The 16,967-nt window shown below is 73.8% G+C and carries 19 protein-coding genes; 10 read left to right on the plus strand and 9 right to left on the minus strand.

Annotation, left to right across the window (positions count from 1 at the left end; genetic code table 11):
• Positions 1-25: 25 nt before the first annotated feature.
• Genes DWV08_RS10745 through DWV08_RS10755 form a run of 3 tightly spaced genes read left to right on the plus strand, consistent with a single transcriptional unit; the run spans position 26 to position 2,996 of the window.
• Positions 26-1,096, plus strand: coding sequence for a Gfo/Idh/MocA family protein (locus DWV08_RS10745; protein WP_115413779.1), 1,071 nt, complete (start codon positions 26-28; stop codon positions 1,094-1,096).
• Positions 1,093-1,821 carry a dTMP kinase gene (gene tmk, locus DWV08_RS10750; RefSeq protein WP_115413780.1) on the plus strand — a complete coding sequence of 243 codons (729 nt, stop codon included), beginning with the start codon at positions 1,093-1,095 and terminating at the stop codon, positions 1,819-1,821. The genes DWV08_RS10745 and tmk overlap by 4 nt, the downstream gene beginning before the upstream one ends.
• Positions 1,818-2,996, plus strand: coding sequence for a DNA polymerase III subunit delta' (locus tag DWV08_RS10755; protein ID WP_115413781.1), 1,179 nt, complete (start codon positions 1,818-1,820; stop codon positions 2,994-2,996). The genes tmk and DWV08_RS10755 overlap by 4 nt, the downstream gene beginning before the upstream one ends.
• A gap of 129 nt (positions 2,997-3,125) precedes the next feature.
• On the opposite strand, the gene DWV08_RS10760 is transcribed toward DWV08_RS10755, so the two are convergent.
• From DWV08_RS10760 to DWV08_RS10775, 4 genes are all read right to left on the minus strand, one after another.
• A complete protein-coding gene (locus DWV08_RS10760; protein ID WP_115413782.1) occupies positions 3,126-4,154 on the minus strand; it encodes a DUF3027 domain-containing protein in 1,029 nt (342 codons plus the stop codon).
• Between the two features lie 4 nt (positions 4,155-4,158).
• Positions 4,159-4,545: a cold-shock protein gene (locus tag DWV08_RS10765; protein ID WP_115413783.1), complete on the minus strand. Its 387-nt coding sequence runs from the start codon at positions 4,543-4,545 to the stop codon at positions 4,159-4,161.
• Positions 4,546-4,778: 233 nt separating this feature from the next.
• Entirely contained in the window at positions 4,779-5,483 is a 705-nt protein-coding gene (locus DWV08_RS10770) for an NUDIX hydrolase (protein WP_115413784.1), read from the minus strand.
• Entirely contained in the window at positions 5,480-6,178 is a 699-nt protein-coding gene (locus DWV08_RS10775) for an endonuclease III domain-containing protein (protein ID WP_115414993.1), read from the minus strand. The genes DWV08_RS10770 and DWV08_RS10775 overlap by 4 nt, the downstream gene beginning before the upstream one ends.
• Before the next feature lie 157 nt (positions 6,179-6,335).
• On the opposite strand from DWV08_RS10775, the gene DWV08_RS10780 reads away from it, so the two are divergent.
• Positions 6,336-7,013, plus strand: coding sequence for a Crp/Fnr family transcriptional regulator (locus DWV08_RS10780; RefSeq protein WP_115413785.1), 678 nt, complete (start codon positions 6,336-6,338; stop codon positions 7,011-7,013).
• 171 nt (positions 7,014-7,184) lie between these two features.
• Here the strand turns inward: DWV08_RS10780 and DWV08_RS10785 are convergent, their stop codons facing one another.
• From DWV08_RS10785 to DWV08_RS10805, 5 genes are all read right to left on the minus strand, one after another.
• A complete protein-coding gene (locus DWV08_RS10785) occupies positions 7,185-8,006 on the minus strand; it encodes an MBL fold metallo-hydrolase (protein ID WP_115413786.1) in 822 nt (273 codons plus the stop codon).
• A gap of 7 nt (positions 8,007-8,013) precedes the next feature.
• Positions 8,014-8,517: a RidA family protein gene (locus DWV08_RS10790; protein ID WP_115413787.1), complete on the minus strand. Its 504-nt coding sequence runs from the start codon at positions 8,515-8,517 to the stop codon at positions 8,014-8,016.
• A gap of 4 nt (positions 8,518-8,521) precedes the next feature.
• On the minus strand, positions 8,522-8,686 hold the full coding sequence (gene sp36 / locus DWV08_RS10795; protein WP_115413788.1) for a Sp36 family protein: 165 nt from the start codon (positions 8,684-8,686) through the stop codon (positions 8,522-8,524).
• A 68-nt stretch (positions 8,687-8,754) separates the two neighbouring features.
• A complete protein-coding gene (locus DWV08_RS10800) occupies positions 8,755-9,057 on the minus strand; it encodes a WhiB family transcriptional regulator (RefSeq protein ID WP_115414994.1) in 303 nt (100 codons plus the stop codon).
• Positions 9,058-9,228: 171 nt separating this feature from the next.
• Complete coding sequence (locus tag DWV08_RS10805) at positions 9,229-10,524, minus strand: helix-turn-helix domain-containing protein (RefSeq protein WP_127097470.1); 1,296 nt, start codon at positions 10,522-10,524, stop codon at positions 9,229-9,231.
• Between the two features lie 410 nt (positions 10,525-10,934).
• Here DWV08_RS10805 and fepB point away from each other — a divergent pair, with 410 nt between their 5' ends.
• From fepB to DWV08_RS10835, 6 genes are read left to right on the plus strand one after another with little or no spacing between them, the layout of a single operon-like run.
• Positions 10,935-11,927 (plus strand): Fe2+-enterobactin ABC transporter substrate-binding protein, encoded by a 993-nt coding sequence (gene fepB / locus DWV08_RS10810; protein ID WP_115413790.1) that lies wholly within the window; start codon positions 10,935-10,937, stop codon positions 11,925-11,927.
• 52 nt (positions 11,928-11,979) lie between these two features.
• Entirely contained in the window at positions 11,980-13,053 is a 1,074-nt protein-coding gene (locus DWV08_RS10815; protein WP_115413791.1) for a FecCD family ABC transporter permease, read from the plus strand.
• 38 nt (positions 13,054-13,091) lie between these two features.
• Positions 13,092-14,129, plus strand: a complete 1,038-nt coding sequence (locus tag DWV08_RS10820; protein ID WP_115413792.1) for a FecCD family ABC transporter permease — start codon at positions 13,092-13,094, stop codon at positions 14,127-14,129.
• Entirely contained in the window at positions 14,129-14,938 is an 810-nt protein-coding gene (locus DWV08_RS10825) for an ABC transporter ATP-binding protein (RefSeq protein WP_115413794.1), read from the plus strand. Before DWV08_RS10820 ends, DWV08_RS10825 begins: the two co-directional genes overlap by 1 nt.
• Positions 14,935-16,059, plus strand: a complete 1,125-nt coding sequence (locus DWV08_RS10830) for an LLM class flavin-dependent oxidoreductase (RefSeq protein WP_115413796.1) — start codon at positions 14,935-14,937, stop codon at positions 16,057-16,059. Before DWV08_RS10825 ends, DWV08_RS10830 begins: the two co-directional genes overlap by 4 nt.
• Positions 16,056-16,937 (plus strand): siderophore-interacting protein, encoded by an 882-nt coding sequence (locus DWV08_RS10835; protein ID WP_115413797.1) that lies wholly within the window; start codon positions 16,056-16,058, stop codon positions 16,935-16,937. The genes DWV08_RS10830 and DWV08_RS10835 overlap by 4 nt, the downstream gene beginning before the upstream one ends.
• Positions 16,938-16,967: the final 30 nt, after the last annotated feature.

Here is a 16,967-nt window from a genome sequence, read left to right on the forward strand (position 1 = left end):
CGGGGACGCTCGGTAGATTGGACCCATGAGCGAGATCGACGAGACCCGCCGCGGAGGGACCGCGCTGTCCCTGCCCGCGTGCACCGTCCCCGACCCCTCGACCGCACCGGGGCTGCGTTGGGGCGTGATCTCCCCCGGTCACATCGCGGACCAGTTCACCGCCACCGCGCACCGCGCCACCGCCTCCCGCGTGGTCTCGGTGGTGTCCCGTTCGTCGCAGCGGGCCGAGGAGTTCGCCTCCCGCCACGGCATCACGCACTGGGGCGACTCCGTGGAGGAGATGCTCTCGCGCGGCGGCCTCGACGCCGTGTACATCGCCTCCCCGCACGCCCAGCACCGAGACCTGGCCCGCCCGGTGCTCGAGGCCGGGGTCCCGGTGCTGGTGGAGAAGGCGTTCACCCTCAACCTCGGACAGTCGCGCGAGCTGCTGGACCTCGCCCGGGCGCGCGGCGTGTTCGCGATGGAGGCGATGTGGGCGCGCTTCCTGCCGCAGTACGACGTGCTGCGGCAGGTCCTCGCCGGGGGCCTGCTGGGCGAGATCATCGAGGTCGCGGCCGATCACGGGCAGTCGTTCCCGCCGGATCCCGCGCACCGCATGTACGCGCCGGAGCTGGGCGGCGGCGCACTGCTGGACCTCGGCGTGTATCCCGTCTCCTTCGCGCAGATGGTGCTGGGCGATCTGGACGATCTCGCCGTGCGCGGGGACCTCACCGGGACGGGTGTCGATGCGTACGTGGCGCTGCTGGCCCGTGGGGCGCGCGGCGGCCGGGCCCGGCTGTCCTCCACGCTCAGCGCCCGCACCCCCACCGAGGCGGTTGTGAGCGGCACCCTGGGCTCCGCGCGCCTGGAGGGTGCCTTCTTCGCCCCGGGCACGCTGACGGTGTCCCTCCTCGACGGCCGCTCGGCGCAGTTCGCGCACCCGGGCGCTCCCGGGGACGGCATGGCCTACGAGATCGCCGAGGCAGCCCGGCGGATCACCGCCGGTCAGCTCGAGTCCCCGCTGATGAGCTGGGAGGACACCCTCAGCGTGATGCGCACGATGGACGCGATGCGCGCCGAGCTCGGCGTGGTCTACCCCGGGGAGGAGCGGGCATGAGCCTCCTGGAGTCCGTGCGCGGCCTGCGTGTCCCCACCCCGCACCCGCCCCGCCGCGGCGTGTTCATCTCCTTCGAGGGCGGGGACGGTGCCGGGAAGTCCACCCAGATGGCGATGCTGCGGGACCATCTGGTCACCGACCGGTCGGTCGCCGAGGATCTGATCCTCAGCACCCGCGAGCCGGGCGGCACCCCGCTCGGCACCAGCATCCGAGAGCTGCTGCTGCACGGCGAGGACGTGGATCCGCGGGCGGAGGCGCTGCTGTACGCCGCCGATCGCGCCCATCACGTCGCCACCGTGGTGAAGCCGCACCTGGCCCGGGGCGGTCTGGTGCTCGGGGATCGCTACCTCGACTCCTCGGTCGCCTATCAGGGGGCCGGCCGCGAGCTGGAGGGCGAGGAGATCGCCTCGCTGTCGCTGTGGGCGGTGCACGGCCTGCTCCCCCACCGCACGATCCTGCTGGACGTGCCGATCCAGACCCTCGACGAGCGCCGCGCGGAGGACCGCGACCGCCTCGAGCGGGCGGGGGACGAGTTCCACGCGGCCGTGCGGGAGGAGTTCCTGGACCTCGCCCGGGCGGAGCCGGAGCGCTTCGCGGTGATCGATGGGACCCTCCCCCGCGAGGAGGTGCACCGCCAGGTGCTCGCGGCCGTGGGCGAGGTGCTGAGCCTGTTCGACCCCACCTTCGAGCCGGCCCCGCCCCGCCGCCACCGGGACGAGCAGTGACCGCGCCGGGCACCGCTCCCGCCGCGGAGGTCGCCGAGGGGGTGTGGGCCGACGTCGCGGGGCAGGAGGCCGCGGTCGCGCAGTTCCGCCGCGCTGCCGCCCCGGGCGGCTCCCTCGCCCAGGCGTGGCTGATCACCGGCCCGCCCGGCTCAGGCCGCTCCACCGCGGCGCGCGCCTTCGCCGCCACCCTCCAGTGCGAGCAGGGCACGGGCTGCGGGCAGTGCCGGGCCTGCCGCACCACGCTGGCGGGCACCCACCCCGATGTCACCGTGGTCGCGACGGACAAGCTCTCGATCGCGAAGGAGGAGGTGCGGGCGCTGGTGATGACGGCGCAGCGCGCCCCCGCCACCGGCGCCCGACGGGTGCTGATCATCGAGGACGCGGATCGCATGAGCGCCGGCACGTTCAACGTGCTGCTGAAGTCCATCGAGGAGCCTCCCCCGGCGACGGTGTGGATGCTGTGCGCACCCTCGGCCGAGGATCTCGCGCCGACCATCAGGTCCCGCTGCCGCACCGTGTCGCTGTCGGTGCCGTCCGCGGAGGTGGTCGCCGAGCTGCTGCGCCGCCGCGACGGGGTGGACCCGGATCTCGCCGTGCGCGCCTCCCGGGCCGCGCAGGGCCACATCGGCCTCGCGCTGCGCTACGCCACCCAGGAGGGGGCGCTCGCGGCGCGGGAGGAGTCCGCGCGCTCGCTGCTGGCGCTGCGCGGCACGGGCGAGGCGGTGCTCGCGGCCCAGGCGATGGTGGATCGCGCCACCGCCGAGGCGAAGGAGCATGCGGACGTCGTCGCCGCGGAGGAGAAGGAGCGCTTCCTGCGCTCGGCCGGGATCGAGGACGGCAAGGTGCCGCCGTCGCTGCGCTCCCAGGTGCGGCAGCTCGAGGAGGACGCCAAGCGGCGCCAGACCCGCCTGGTGCGCGATGTGCTGGACCGCTACCTGCTCGACGTGCACTCGGTGCTGCGCGACGTGCTCAGCCGCCAGCTGGGCACCGGCTCGCAGCTGGTGAACGTGGAGGTGGCCGAGGAGATCGACCGGGCCGCCGCGCAGGGCTCCGGCACCCTCACGCTGGGCCTGCTGGAGGCGGTGGGGCAGGCGCGCGAGCGGATCGGCGGGAACGTGCCCCCGCTGCTCGCGATCGAGGCCCTGCTCGCCCGCGTGGCGGTCACCCTCCGCTGAGCGGCGCCCGGCCCGCCCCGGGGATCTGGGCACCCTGCCCGCCGCACGCTGTGCCGCGGGGTGCCCGAACTTCTGTGCGCTCCTGTTCCAGACCTGGAACAGGAGCGCACATCACCGGGCGATCATCGCTCAGGAACCGGCAGGGGCGTCGTCGTCCTCGGGCGAATCGGCCTCGGGCACCTCGGCGGTCGCGGCCTCCGCAGCGGTCACGGGCTGCTCGGTCTCCGCAGCGGCCTCGGGTGCCGGGACCGAGCTCTCCTCCGCGGGCTGCTCGGCGGCGGGGGTCTCCACGGCGGGCTGCTCCCCAGCGGGCTCCTCCGCGGCCTCGGCCGCCGGCGCCTCGGGCTCGGGGGTCGCGGGGGCGACCTTCTCGACCTCCACGTCCAGCTCGTCGACGATCACGCCGGTGCTGCGTGGGATCTCGCGGTCCTCGTCCTGCGGGCCGGTCTCCGAGTGCGCGCCGCAGCCGTAGTTCAGGTGCACCACGCGCCCGTCGGCCGGGGACCATTCGTTGGTGCACACCCCGAACTCGCCGCGCAGCGAGCCGGAGAGCTTCGCGAGGAAGCCGCAGCTGGTGCAGTTCGCCGCGACGGTGCCGCGGCGTCCGCGGCCGGAGGTCTGGCGCGGGCCGAACTCGCCCTCGAGCCAGCGCTCCGCGGCCTCGCTGCGTCCCTCCGGGGAGAGCACCCGGGCACGGCCCAGGCCCAGCTCCCACAGCGCGACGCGGTCGGCGTCCTCGTCGCCCGTGGCCTCGTAGCCCTGCTCGAGCCGTTCGTCCTGCTCCCGGTAGGGCAGAAGGTCGTCGGCGCCCACGTCCGAGGGCTTCAGCCGCTCCGACCAGGGCTCCCACTGCGGGGCGAGGATCGCGTCGTCCCCCGGCAGCAGGGCGGTCTCGGCGACGGTCGCGGTCTTGGCCCGCGAGGCGCGCGCCACCACCACCACCCAGGACCAGCCCCGGTAGCCGGGCATGGTGCACTCGAAGACGTGGCTGACCAGCCGCTCCCCGCTCACCTCGACCCGCAGGTGCTCACCCACCTGCCCGGGCTCGGTGACCTCGAGCAGCGCCTCGCGGGCGAGCTCGACGGCGTCGGCCGCGATCGTGTCCAGCTTGGGCCGGGCGGTGCGGGGGCGGCGGGGGGCGGTGGTCGAAGACGTCATGGAGTCAGGCCTCGAAGTTGTCGGCGACGGCACGGAGGACGGTGGCGATCTTCTGGGAGTGCCCGCGATCGGGGTAGCGGCCCTGGCGCAGGCCGTTGGAGGCGTCGTCGAGCAGGCGGATCAGGTCCTCGACCATGCCCGCCATCTCGTCGGGCTTCTGGCGCCGGGCACGGCTCACCGAGGGTGCCGCCTCGAGCATCTGCAGGGAGAGCACCTGGGGGCCGCGGCGGCCGTCCACCATGTCGAACTCCACGCGTGCCCCCGGGCGCAGGGTGGTGACCCCGTCGGGCAGGTTCGTGGCGTGCACGTAGACGCTCTGGCCGTCCTCCTCATCGAGGATGAAGCCGAAGCCCTTCTCGGCGTCGTAGAACTTCACCTTGCCGCGTGGCACCTGGATCCCATTCCTTGTCTGCTTCTCATCGGTCCGCGAGTAGTGGTCGCGGGGCGCCGTGGGAGCATCCGTGCCGGTCGCTCCGCGCTCACCCCGTGGGGCTGCCGGAGACCGTCCGGCAGCACTCGAGTCTATCGTGCGCGCCCGGCTGCAGGGCGAGCGGATTCCCCGGTCGTGACCACGGACACCGCGGCGGCCGCGGCACGGGGCGGCGACCCCTGCCGCGCACCGGGTCAGCGTCGGCGCTCGGCCGGGATCTCGCGCACCGGCGCGGTGGGCGCCACCGGGTCCAGGCCCAGGCCGGTGAGCACCTTCTCCAGGATCATCGCGGTGAACCCCCACACCAGGGCGTCCTGCGGGAGGTCGTACACGGGCCCCACGTCGACGCCGCGCAGCAGACCGCGCTGCTGGTGCGCCGGATCGGTGAGGGAGCCGGGCCCGTGCAGCGGGGCGAGCACCACCCTCTCCACCTCGATCGGGTCCTGCACGCCCAGCGGCGGCATCTGCGGGGACCAGCTCAGCACCGGGGTGACCAGCTGCCGCCGCCACGGCATGGGGATCGGCGCGAAGGCGCCCAGCACCTCGACGTCCCGCGGGTCCAGGCCCGTCTCCTCCTGCGCCTCCCGCAGCGCGGTGTGCACGTCGTCGCGGTCGCTCGCGTCCTGCTTGCCGCCGGGCAGGGAGAACTGGCCGGGCTGGGAGCGCAGGGCGTGACCGCGCTCCTCCAGCACCAGCGCGGCGCGGTCCAGCGCGGTGCCCGCCACGTGGATCAGCACGGCGCTGCGCCGCGGCGGCCCCTCCCCCGGGGCGCGCCGGGGGTCGCGCGGATCGGGCTCGCGGCGCAGCAGCACGTCGCCGCGGCGCGCCCGCGCGGCGAGCGGGGCGAGGAAGCGCGCCCCCTCGGGCAGCGGCCGGTGGGGACCGGGGTCGGCGCTCACCGTGCGTCCACCCCCTCCCGCGGGCACAGATCCGCCAGCACGCAGCCCTCGCAGCGGGGCGCCCGGGCGGTGCACACCCGCCGACCGTGGAGGATCAGGCGCAGCCCCAGCACGGTGAGATCCTCCGCGGCGGCACCGGTGCAGTCGGCCTCCACCCGCGCCACCACGTCCTCCTCCACGGCGCGCGGCGCGGTCGCGGCGCTCCAGCCGAGGCGCCGGGCGAGACGACCCACGTGGGTGTCGACGGCCAGCAGCGAGCGCCCGAACCAGGCTCCGCGCACCACGTGGGCGGTCTTGCGCCCCACGCCGGGCAGGGCCTCGAGCGCGTCCTGGTCGTCAGGGACCACGCCGCCGTGCTGCGCCAGCAGTCCCTGCGCGAGCGCCCTCAGCCGACGCGCCCGGGTGGGACCCATCCCCAGCGGCCGCACCACCTCCGCGACCGCGGCCTCCTCGGCGGCGGCGAGCGCGGCGGGATAGGGCCAGCGGGAGAACAGCTCGGGCGTGATCAGATTGACCCGCACGTCGGTGGTCTGGGCGGAGAGCACGGTCGCGACCAGGAGCTCGAAGGCGTCACGGTGATCGAGCTCGGTGCGCGCGTCGGCGTAGTGCTCGGCCAGCCGTGCGGCGACCTCGCCCGCCGGCGCCGGGCCCTCCGGGACGATCCCGGCACCGGCCCGGGAGGATCGCTCCGACATCTCCACACCTCCTCCTCCGCCGCGTCACGGGACCGCAGGCCCTCGGCACGGTAGTGTTTGACCATCATGTGACAGGTGCCACCGCTCTTCGTGGCGCCCGCCACAGGAGTAGCACAGCACGGTCCCGAGGTTCGGGGCCCCACACCCAGGAGGTTCCGTGGACGAGAACATCGTACGGTCATCACCGCTGTTCGCTGCGCTCGACGAGGACGGCAAGCAGGCCGTGCTGGCGTCGATGAAGCAGGAGGACTACCACCGCAGCGCCATCGTCTTCCGCGAGGGGGATCCCGGCGACAGGCTGTTCATCATCGGCTCGGGCAAGGTGAAGGTGGGCCACGCCTCGGGCGACGGCCGCGAGAACCTGCTCGCGGTGCTCGGCCCCGGCGAGACCCTGGGTGAGCTCTCGCTGTTCGATCCGGCGCCGCGCAACGCGACCGCCACCGTGGTCGCCGAGACCACTCTCTACTCCCTCTCGCAGCAGGACCTGTACCGGGTCCTCGCGCAGCGTCCCGAGGTGGGGCGCCACCTGCTCGCCTCGCTCGCCCGCCGCCTGCGCAAGACCAACGAGTCCCTCGCGGACCTGGTGTTCGCCGACGTGCCCGGCCGTGTGGCCAAGAACGTGCTCGACCTGGCCCAGCGCTTCGGTCGGCAGACGGACGACGGCGTGATGGTGGCCCACGGCCTCACCCAGGAGGAGCTCGCCCAGCTGGTGGGCGCCTCCCGCGAGACCGTGAACAAGGCCCTGGCGGACTTCGCCTCCCGCGGCTGGATTCGGCTGGAGGCCCGCGCGGTCCTCATCGCCGACGTGGAGCGTCTGCGCCGCCGCGCCCGCTGAGCACTGCGCCCGGCAGACGCCCGCCCGACGCACCGGAGCCCCGGCTCTCCGTCCACGGACGGGGGCCGGGGCTCTGTCGTCCCGCGGGATGATCGCGGCCGCGTCCGGCGGCACCGCGGAGTGGGGCCCGGTCGGGACCGGCGGGCGGCGGCGGACGCGACGCGGCGGCGCTCAGCCCTCGGCCGCGAGGTGGTCGAGCGCCGCGCGCAGGTTCCAGCGCGCGGGCTCCTCGAGCTCCGGGGACAGCTCGGTGCCGTAGACGGCGCGGAGCAGGCGATCCATCGTGAGCACGCCGGCGCGACGCGCGCGACGCACCTCCTCGATCCGTTCGCGGCGGTGGGCGATGCTCTGCTCGAGCGCGGCGAGCACGGCGGTGGGGGTGTCGAAGGGCTCGCCGTGGCCGGGATGCAGCGAGCCGATGCGGCCGTCGAGCGTCATCGCGCGCAGGATCGCCAGCGACTGCAGGTAGTCGGAGAGGGAGCCGTTGTGATGCGGCATGATCACCGTGGAGGAGCCGCCCAGCAGGGTGTCCCCGGCGAGCAGCCGCCCGCCGTCCACCAGCACGGCCACGGAGTCGGAGGTGTGGCCGGGCAGGTGGACGATGTGCCCCACGGTGCCGTGCGCACCCTCGAGGGTGGCCGGCAGCGGGCGGGAGCCGGGCACCGCCTCCTGGTCCGCGGCCCACAGCGGCACCTCGAGGCCGCTGCGCGCGGAGAGCTGCCGGGCGAGGGTGGCGGCACCGGCGGTGTGGTCGAGGTGGCGGTGCGTGACGAGCACGCCCTGGGGGTGGGCGTCGGGCCCGCAGCGCAGCAGCAGCTCGGCGAGGTGCTCCGGGTCCCGGGGGCCGGGGTCCACCACCCACACCCGGTCCCCGTCGCGCAGCACGTAGCTGTTGGTGCCGCTGAGCGTCATCGGCCCGGGGTTGTGGGCCCGCACCGCGATCAGCTCGACCGGGGGCGCCTCGGGGTCCCGCTGCGGGGCGTGCTCGTCCACCGCGGGCTCAGGCGGAGTGCGGGGCGGCGGGGCCGTCGAGCTCCACCAGCAGGTCCAGCTCCACCGGGGCGTCGAGGGGCAGCACCGCCACGCCCACGGCGGCGCGCGCATGGGTGCCCGCCTCGCCGAAGACCTCCCCGAGCAGGGTGCTGGCGCCGTTGATCACGGCCGGCTGGGCGGTGAAGGCGGGATCCGAGGCGACGTATCCGGTGAGCTTGACGACGCGGACGATCCGGTCGAGATCCCCCACCAGCGCCTCGATCGCCGCGAGGGCGTTGAGGCAGCAGGTCGCGGCGAGCTCGGCGGCCTGCTCCTGGGTGACCTCGGCACCCACCTTGCCGGTGCGCGGCAGGGCGCCGTCCACGAAGGGCAGCTGGCCGGAGGTGTGCACGTGCACACCGGTGGCCACCGCGGGCACGTAGGCGGCGACCGGTGCGGCCACGGTGGGCAGGGTGAGGCCGAGCGCGTCGAGACGAGCGCGCACGCGGGTGCTCCCAGGGGCGGCGGTCATCGGCTCAGGCCTCGCCGACGGGGCGCTTGAGGTAGGCGACCAGGTTCTCCGGGTTCGGGCCCGGCACCACCTGGACCAGCTCCCAGCCCTCCTCGCCGTAGTTGTCGAGGATCTGCTTGGTGGCGTGGATCAGCAGAGGCACGGTGAGGTATTCCCAGCGAGTCGTCATGGCAGGAGCCTACCGGTGCGCCGTGCGGGATGCGCGGTCGCCGGCACGGCCGGTCGCGCGCGCGGCGCTCAGCTGCCGACGGCCTGCTTCTCGGCGCGGCGCAGCGCGCTCCACCAGTCGCTGACATCGGGATGCTGGCGCAGCAGCCGACGGCGCTCCCGCTCGGTCATTCCGCCCCACACCCCGAAGTCGACGCGGTTGTCCAGTGCGTCGGCCAGACACTCGGTGCGCACCGGGCACGCCCCGCAGGCGACCTTCACGGCGTGCTGCTCGGCACCCTGCACGAAGAATCCGTCCGGCTCCATGGTCACGCAGGCACCGCGCGTCGCCCAGCTGGAGTCCGTGGTGGTGGGAGAAGTCCCGATGGTCATGTACATCCCCTTCCGAATCCCGGATCGACGTTGATCCGTTGACGCACACACTGTAAGGAGACTTCTGCCACAGTGCAAAGCGAGGCATCGGGGCACGAAAGCTGCCTTCAGACCGGTGTCACCTCCCCACCGGTTGCGGGACCGCTCGGCACCTCTTCGCACTGCGCCGCCTCAGGGCGGCACAGCGCTGGTCTCGACGGCGCGGAAGGCGGTCGGCGGCCGGCCGTGGACGCGCGTGAACGCACGGCTGAAGCCAGCGGCGTCCGCGTAGCCGAGTCCGCGAGCCACCTGCGAGGGCCGGGCGCCGTCGCGCAGCATCCTCCGCGCCCAGGCCATGCGGAGGCGTGTGCGCCACACCGGCAGGGGGCTGCCGGTGAGCACCTCGACGGCTCGGCGCAGTGCGGCAGGATCGATCTCGACCTCAGCGGCGAGGACGTCGACAGGGCGATGATCCCGGGGGTTGCGGGCGAGGCGCCGAAGGAGTGCATAGGTCGCATCGACCACAGCGGCGGGCACCTCGGCGAACTCTGCCAGCCCCAGCGCCCGCTGTAGCGCCCGGCGCGGATCATCGATGCCGGACGGCTCCACCCCGGCATACGTCCACGCGGACAGTCGGATCAACGCCTCGCGTGCCTCGGGCCCGAGGCGCGCGATCGCGCCTCCGGCCATGTCGATTCCCCCCGGAAGCCACCCGACGGGCAGCACCGACGATTCCGCGCCCGCACGCAGCGAGACGTCCCGACCCGCAGGAAGGCATGCGAGCTCGTCCGCCGCCACCGCCATCTCGCGGCCATCGACCGCGAGGGTCGCGGACCCGCCGACCACCCAGAGGACCACGTGGTACGGAGAGCACTGAAGATCGATGGTCGCAGCGCGGCGGCCGGGAGGCTTGCCCATGCCACCCTCCGGCAGGGCTCCGGTTGCCGCGGGAGTCGGCCACGCGTGAGCATCCGTCCGCGAGGCCGGCGGCCGCGGCGCAACCGGGGCACCAGACCGTGCGGCGTCACGGCCGAGCAGATGCCCGGGGGCGATCCCCCACTCGCGCCGAAACGCGCGAGCGAACGCCTGCGGACTGCTGTACACCGTCCTCGCAGCCCCCGCGGCGACGCTGCCCTCACGCACGATGCGCTCGGCTGCCCGCGAGAGCTCGTGACGCGCCCTCCATCGCTGGGGCGTCCATCCGGTCTCCGCCCGGAATCCGCGGGCGAGCATGCTCTCGCCGACACCGTGCATCGTGCAGACATCCTGCACTGGGCGCGAGGGGTCGGCCAGCAGCGTCTCGGCGATCCGTCGCAGGGCCTCCGAACGCGGCATGGAGGGCGGGTGGATCCGCGGGCCGCCCTGCCGGATCAGAGCGAGGATGGCGGCGGCGCGGACACCACCGCCGCTCAGCACGCCGAGACTGCGGGTGAAGGCCGCGAGCATCGCGTCGGACAGGGGCGGGGGCACGTGCGCGGTGAACGGCATCGAGGGGCCCGCCGCCCGGTCGGCGTCCCGCACCCTGATCGGGAGCACACAGGCCCCCCTCGCACCGCGCACCGAGGCGCCCTGGCCTCCTGGGATCCACAGTGCGTCACCCGCTCCGAGCTCCCGACGCCGCGAGCCGACGGTCGCCTCTGCGGTCCCTCCGGCAACCCAGAGCACCACCGGCGCCCCTGCGCGGAGACGGGTGTGCGTCGGCACCACGGGCAGTACCTGGTGGTCGAACTCGGGGAGCGATGACAACGATCAGCCGATCTGGGTGCACGGAATCAGGTTAGGCGATCCTAGCCTTACCTGATGAGCCCCCGGGCTCGGCGCCGACGATGCCGCAGACCACCCCGAGATCACTGACGACCGCTCGCCGGCCCTGCACCGGCGGGACGAAGGAAGGCCTCATGACCACCCATACACCGGTGCGCCGACGTACCCTCGCCGCGATCGGACTCGCCCTGACCGCCGCGTTCGCCTCCACGAGCTGCTCCGCCCCGGCGGGCGAGGCCACGGCTCCGGAGGACTCGACGACTGCGACCGGTCAGTGGCCCCGGACCGTCGAGAACGCCGACGGCACGAGCACCGAGATCCCGCGCCAGCCCCGTCGCATCGTCGCCACCTCGGTCTCGGTGACAGGCACGCTACTGGCGATGAACGCACCGGTCGTGGCGAGCGGCTCGCAGGTCGGCGGCGTCTGGTTCGACCAGTGGGCCGACATCGCTGAGGAGCGGGGCCTCACCAACCTGTGGAGCGTCGGCGAGTTCGACCTCGAAGCGGTCATGGCGAGCGACCCGGACCTGATCATCGTCGTCACGAGCGGTCGGGGCGCCCTCACCGATCAGGTCACGGACCTGCAGTCGGTCGCCCCCACGGTGGTCATCGACTACGGCGCGCAGACCTGGCAGGAGCTGGCACTCGAGCTGGGGCGCGCCACCGGGCTCGAGACCGAGGCGCAGCGGACGATCGACGAGTTCGACGCGCTGGTGACCGACGTGGCAGGAGCGATCTCCGTGCCGGAGGGCACCGCCAACATCATCTCGTTCAACGGACCCGGGCAGGACAACCCGATCGCCCGGGGCGGCGGCTCCCACGCCGACCTCCTGGAGTCCCTCGGCTTCACCCTCGAGGACCCCGACCCCTCCTGGCACACCCAGGCGCAGGAGCGTGCCGACTTCGTGTGGGCGACCTACGAGAACCTGCTGGAGCTGACCAGCGAGACGACGTTCATCCTCTCCGCCGATGACGAGACGGCGCAGGGCTTCGCGGAGGACCCGGTGCTGGCCAACGTCCCCGCGGTCGCCGCCGGCCAGGTGTACGGGTTGGGCCGCAACTCGTTCCGCATGGATCCCTACAGCTCGACCGAGGTCGTCGAGCACGTGCGAGCGCTGTTCTCCTGACCACGGCCGGCCGCCCGCTCCTCACGGAGCGGGCGGTCGCCGCGGGACCACCATGGCTGTCATCGTTCCGACCCCTCTCCGCCCCGCCGTCGACTCCGACGGCGTCACGCCGCGGACCCCGCTCACCGGCCGCCGCCGCTTCGCCATCGTGCTCGCCGTCACGGGCACGATCGTCACCGCGCTGGTGGTGCTGAGCTCGCTGGTGGGGGTCCGCATGCTCGCGCCCGACGACCTCTGGCGGGCACTGACGGCCTTCGACGCCCGCGACGACGCGCATCTGCTACTGGTGAACCGGCGCCTGCCGCGCGCCGCGCTCGCCGTGCTGGTGGGCGCCGCGCTCGGCGCGGCCGGCGTCGTCATGCAGTCGCTCACGCGCAATCCGATCGCCGAGCCCGGCCTCCTCGGCGTGAACGCGGGGGCTGCCGTCGCCGTCGCCGTGGCCGTCGCGCTGGCCGGGATCGTCACTCCCTTCGCATATTTCGGGGCAGCCCTCCTCGGGGCCGCCGCGGCCGGTGCGCTCGTCATCCTGCTCGGCGGCGTCCGGCGGGGTTCCGATCCGGTGCGCCTCGTCCTGGCCGGCGCGGCCCTCTCGGTGGTGCTCGGCGCCCTCGCCCAGATCGTCATCATCAACGGAGACGAGCAGATCTTCGACCGGTATCGCGCCTGGGCCGTGGGCTCGCTGGCGGGCCGCGATCTCGACGTCCTGCCGCCGGCGGCCGTCCTCCTCTCCCTCGGCCTCGTGCTCGCCTCGCTGCTGTGCCGTGCGCTCGACGCGACCGCGCTAGGGCCCGAGGCCTCCCGCGCCCTCGGGGCGCGTCCCGCCCTCGTCTGGCCGACGGCCGGGCTCGCCGTGGTGCTCCTGGCCGGCGGGGCGACCGCGAGTGCCGGACCGATCGCGTTCGTCGGCCTCACCGCCCCGCACGTCGCCCGCCTGCTCGTCGGCTCCGCGCACCACCGCATGCTGCCCGTGGCGATGGCGCTCGGCGCAACGCTCGTGCTCGTCGCGGACACCCTGGGCCGCGTCGTCGCACCTCCCGGGGAGGTCGGCGTCGGCATCATGGTCGCCCTCCTCGGCGGCCCCTTCTTCGTCGCCCTCGTGCGCCGTCGACGGGTGGCACCGCTGTGAGGGGCACGCTGGCGACCCGACCGCCGGACGGACGACGCGTGCTGCGCATCGGCGCGGTGTCCGTTCTCGTGCGACCCCGCACCGTGGTCATCACGATCGTGCTCATCGCACTCGCCCTGATCTCCGCGGCGGCCGCGATGACCGTCGGGAGTCTGCCGGTGCCGCTCGGGACCGTCCCGGGGGCCCTCCTCGGGGGTGCTGAGGATCCGACCGCCGTGCGTGCTGTGCGCGGGGTGCGCCTGCCGCGCGTGCTCAGCGCGCTGGGCGCGGGCGCCGCCCTCGGCGTCTCGGGTGCGCTGTTCCAGTCTCTCGCCCGCAACGCGCTCGGCTCGCCCGACGTCATCGGGTTCACCACCGGTGCGGCCACCGGTGCCCTGGTGCAGATCGTGCTCTTCGGCGGCCAGCCGACCCAGGTCGCGCTCGGCACCATCGCGGGCGGCACCGTCACCGCGGCGCTGGTGCTCCTGCTCGCCCGCAGCGGCGGGGGCATGTCCGGTCGTCAGATGATCCTCGTCGGCATCGGCATCGGCGCCATCGCCTCGGCCCTCAACGGCCTGCTGCTGGTCCGCGGGACGATCGACACCTCGGCCCAGGCGAACCTGTGGCTCTCGGGATCGCTCGACGCCCGTCGGTGGAGCCATGCCGCTCCCGTGCTGGTCGGCACGGCGCTCGTGCTCCCGCTCGCACTCGCGCTCTCGCGCCGAGCGAGCCTGATGGAGCTCGGCGACGACGTCGCCGAGCAGCTCGGCGTGCGGGTCGAGCGCACGCGACTGCTCCTGGTGGCGTGCGCCGTCGCACTCGCCGCGCTGGCGACCGCCGCCGTCGGGCCGATCGCGTTCATCGCGCTGGCCGCGCCGCAGCTGGTGCGGCGCCTGCTCCGTTCCGCCGCCCCGCCGTTGGTCGGCGGCGCGTCGATGGGTGCCGTGCTGCTGATGCTCGCCGATCTCGCGACCCAGCTGCTGCCGGTGACGTTCTCGGTCCCCGTCGGCCGCATGACGGGCGTCATCGGCGGGCTGTACCTGGTGTGGCTGTTGTTGCCGAGCCGTGGCTCGGCGGAAGGAAAGGGGTGGCAGTGATGCCCGATTCGCTCATGGCCAGGAGTCTCACGTTGCGCTACGACCAGCGCACGATCGTGGACGGCCTCGACCTGATGCTCCCCGAGGGGCGTATCACCGTCGTGCTGGGCGCGAATGCCTGCGGGAAGTCGACGCTGCTGCGCGGGCTGGCGCGGCTGCTCACCCCCGCCGCCGGTCGCGTGCTGCTCGGAGGCAGGGACGTGCGCGACATCGGCCCCAAGGCGCTCGCTCGCCGGATCGGCTTCCTGCCGCAGGCCGCGACCGCGCCCGGAGGGGTCACCGTCGCCGAGCTGGTCGCGCGGGGCCGATACCCCCATCAGCGGCTGCTGCAGCAGTGGTCGAAGGCGGATGCCGAGGCGGTGGCCGCCGCGATGCGGGCGACAGGTGTGGAAGTGCTGCGCGACCGCGTGCTCGATGAGCTCTCCGGCGGGCAGCGCCAGCGCGCCTGGATCGCCATGCTGCTGGCCCAGCAGACCCCGGTGATGCTGCTCGACGAGCCCACGACGTACCTCGACATCGCGCACCAGCTCGAGGTCCTCGAACTGTGCCGACGACTGAACCGCGAGGAGGCACGCACCGTGGTCCTCGTCCTCCATGACCTCGACCAGGCGTGCCGGTACGCGGATCACCTGGTCGTGATGCGCGAAGGACGGGTCCTCGCCAGCGGCGCTCCCGCCGAGATCATGACGACGGAGCTGGTCGCCGAGGCATTCGGCGTGGACGCACTGGTCCAACCGCATCCTGTGACGGGCACGCCGATGATCGTGCCGATCGCGCCCGTGACCGCCCCCGCGGAGGTGGATGCATGACGCTTCTGACAGGGTTCTCGAGCGCTCCCACCTGGATGCGGGGACCGGCGTGGCGACGGAGCGACTCACGCGTCGAGGAGCTCTTCTCGGGCGCGCCGATCCTCGAGGCGATCCAGCTGGCCGAGCATGCCGGGTTCGATGTCGCGTTCCGGCCGGACGCCCTGACGCTGCCGCTGGCGAGCGTCGGCGGCGACCCTGCTCAGCTCGGCCTCGATCCGATCGTGCAGACTGCCCGGCTCGCCCTCGCCACGGAGCGGATCACGCTCGTCCCGACAGTCTCCGCGACGTTCACCGAGCCGTACCCCCTCGCCCGGCAGCTGGTCTCGCTCGAGCACCTCGCGCCGGGGCGCATAGGCTGGAACGTCGTGACCTCCCGCTCCGGGGACGAACAGTTCTCGGTCTCCCGCCTGCCCGATTCCGCGTCACGGTGGCGGCGTGCCGAAGAGCTCGTCGACGCGGTGGAATCCCTTCGCGCCGGATTCCCTGCCTCGGCGATGGTCTGCGACCGCGACAGCGGCCGACTCGTCGCTCTCGACCGGGTCCGGCCCAGCGATCACGTCGGTGCGAACTTCCGGGTCGCCGGACCTCTTCCTCTGCCCGTCCCGACTGCGGGAGCGACGGCGGCCCCACACCGCCTGCCGCTGTTCGTCGCCGGCGGGGGTGCGCCAACGATCTCCTTCGCGGGGCGGCGTGCGGAGGCGATGTTCGCCGCCGCCGTCTCCGCCGAGACCGGCACCGCGCTGCGCAGCGCGCTCCATCGGGAGGCCGCCGCAGCGGCCCGTCCGGAACCTCCCCGGCTGCTGCCCGGTCTGAGCCTGCTGCTCGCCGACACACGAGCCCAGGCCGCGGAGATCGCGCACACGCTCGCGATCGGCGCCCCCGGACGCCCGCCGGGCGGACCTCACTGGTCCGTGATCGGAACGGCCGAAGACGCGGCGCGCGCGATCTCCGCTCGCGCGGCAGAGGGCACGATCGACGGCTTCATCGCCTTCCCGATCGGCTCCTGGCGCTCGGCAGAGCTCGTGTGCACCGCATTGATGCCCCTGCTTCGCGACCTCGGACTCCTCCCCGACCTCCCGGATCCCGCCCCCTTCCGCTCACGACAGGAGCCCCACCCATGACCCCGACGACCTCATCTGCGGACCGGAGCGAGCGCTCCGGGACGACGCGGATCGAACTCCTGCCCGTCCTCGGCCGACGTCTGCTCCACGTGGTGCGCGTGGAGACGATCACCCCGGCGTACCGCCGCATCGTGTTCACCGCAGCGAACCTCGGCACCGAGTTCCCGTTCCGGGACTTCGCCCCCACCGACCACGTGAAGCTGTTCTTCCCCGACCCGCGCACCGGAGAGCTCGTCCTTCCCGTCGTCACCGATCGCGGCTGGGAGTACCCCGACGGCTCCGGTGCGCCGATCTTCCGGGACTACACCGTCCGAGCCGTCGATCCGCTCCGCAGCGAGCTGATGATCGACTTCGTCCTGCACGATCACGGAACGGCCGGCAGGTGGGCCAGCAGGGCCCGCCCCGGCGACGTGCTGGGCCAGTTGGGCCCGCGAGGCCATGTGCTCCACCCGCTCGACTACCCGCGCTACGTCGTTGCTGGCGATGAGACGGCGCTCCCCGCTGTCGCCCGGTTCATCGAGGAAGCCCCTGCGGGATCGCACATGACCGCAGTGATCGAAGTGGCCGACGCCGCAGAAGAGCAGCCCCTCGACGCCGCGGACGGCCTCGACCTGGACCTGCGCTGGGTGCACCGCGACACCGCGCCGATCTCGCCAGCACACTCCTCGGCGCTGGAGACTGCCCTCCGCACTGTCGACATCTCCCCCGACGAGTACATCTTCGTGTTCGTCGCCGGGGAGGCGACCGCGCTGACGCCGATCCGCAGGTATCTCCGTCGCGAGCTCGGCCTCCCGAAGGAACAGGTCGACGTCGACGGGTACTGGAAGCGCGGAGTCTCGAACCTCGACCATCACAGCGAGGACTCCACCGGCGGCTGAACCGCCTGTCGACCATCGTGGACCACCCGC

Source organism: Brachybacterium saurashtrense (assembly GCF_003355475.1).
Lineage (GTDB): Bacteria > Actinomycetota > Actinomycetes > Actinomycetales > Dermabacteraceae > Brachybacterium > Brachybacterium saurashtrense.

Bases quoted from the DNA above. Each gene is read 5' to 3' on its own strand.
- DWV08_RS10745 (WP_115413779.1), top strand. From the start codon at position 26: ATGAGCGAGATCGACGAGACCCGCCGCGGAGGGACCGCGCTGTCCCTG.
- DWV08_RS10805 (WP_127097470.1), bottom strand. From the start codon at position 10,524: ATGCCGTTCACCGCGCACGTGCCCCCGCCCCTGTCCGACGCGATGCTC.
- tmk (WP_115413780.1), top strand. From the start codon at position 1,093: ATGAGCCTCCTGGAGTCCGTGCGCGGCCTGCGTGTCCCCACCCCGCAC.
- DWV08_RS10775 (WP_115414993.1), bottom strand. From the start codon at position 6,178: ATGTCGGAGCGATCCTCCCGGGCCGGTGCCGGGATCGTCCCGGAGGGC.
- fepB (WP_115413790.1), top strand. From the start codon at position 10,935: ATGACCACCCATACACCGGTGCGCCGACGTACCCTCGCCGCGATCGGA.
- DWV08_RS10825 (WP_115413794.1), top strand. From the start codon at position 14,129: ATGCCCGATTCGCTCATGGCCAGGAGTCTCACGTTGCGCTACGACCAG.
- DWV08_RS10830 (WP_115413796.1), top strand. From the start codon at position 14,935: ATGACGCTTCTGACAGGGTTCTCGAGCGCTCCCACCTGGATGCGGGGA.
- sp36 (WP_115413788.1), bottom strand. From the start codon at position 8,686: ATGACGACTCGCTGGGAATACCTCACCGTGCCTCTGCTGATCCACGCC.
- DWV08_RS10800 (WP_115414994.1), bottom strand. From the start codon at position 9,057: ATGACCATCGGGACTTCTCCCACCACCACGGACTCCAGCTGGGCGACG.
- DWV08_RS10835 (WP_115413797.1), top strand. From the start codon at position 16,056: ATGACCCCGACGACCTCATCTGCGGACCGGAGCGAGCGCTCCGGGACG.
- DWV08_RS10815 (WP_115413791.1), top strand. From the start codon at position 11,980: ATGGCTGTCATCGTTCCGACCCCTCTCCGCCCCGCCGTCGACTCCGAC.
- DWV08_RS10790 (WP_115413787.1), bottom strand. From the start codon at position 8,517: ATGACCGCCGCCCCTGGGAGCACCCGCGTGCGCGCTCGTCTCGACGCG.
- DWV08_RS10760 (WP_115413782.1), bottom strand. From the start codon at position 4,154: ATGACGTCTTCGACCACCGCCCCCCGCCGCCCCCGCACCGCCCGGCCC.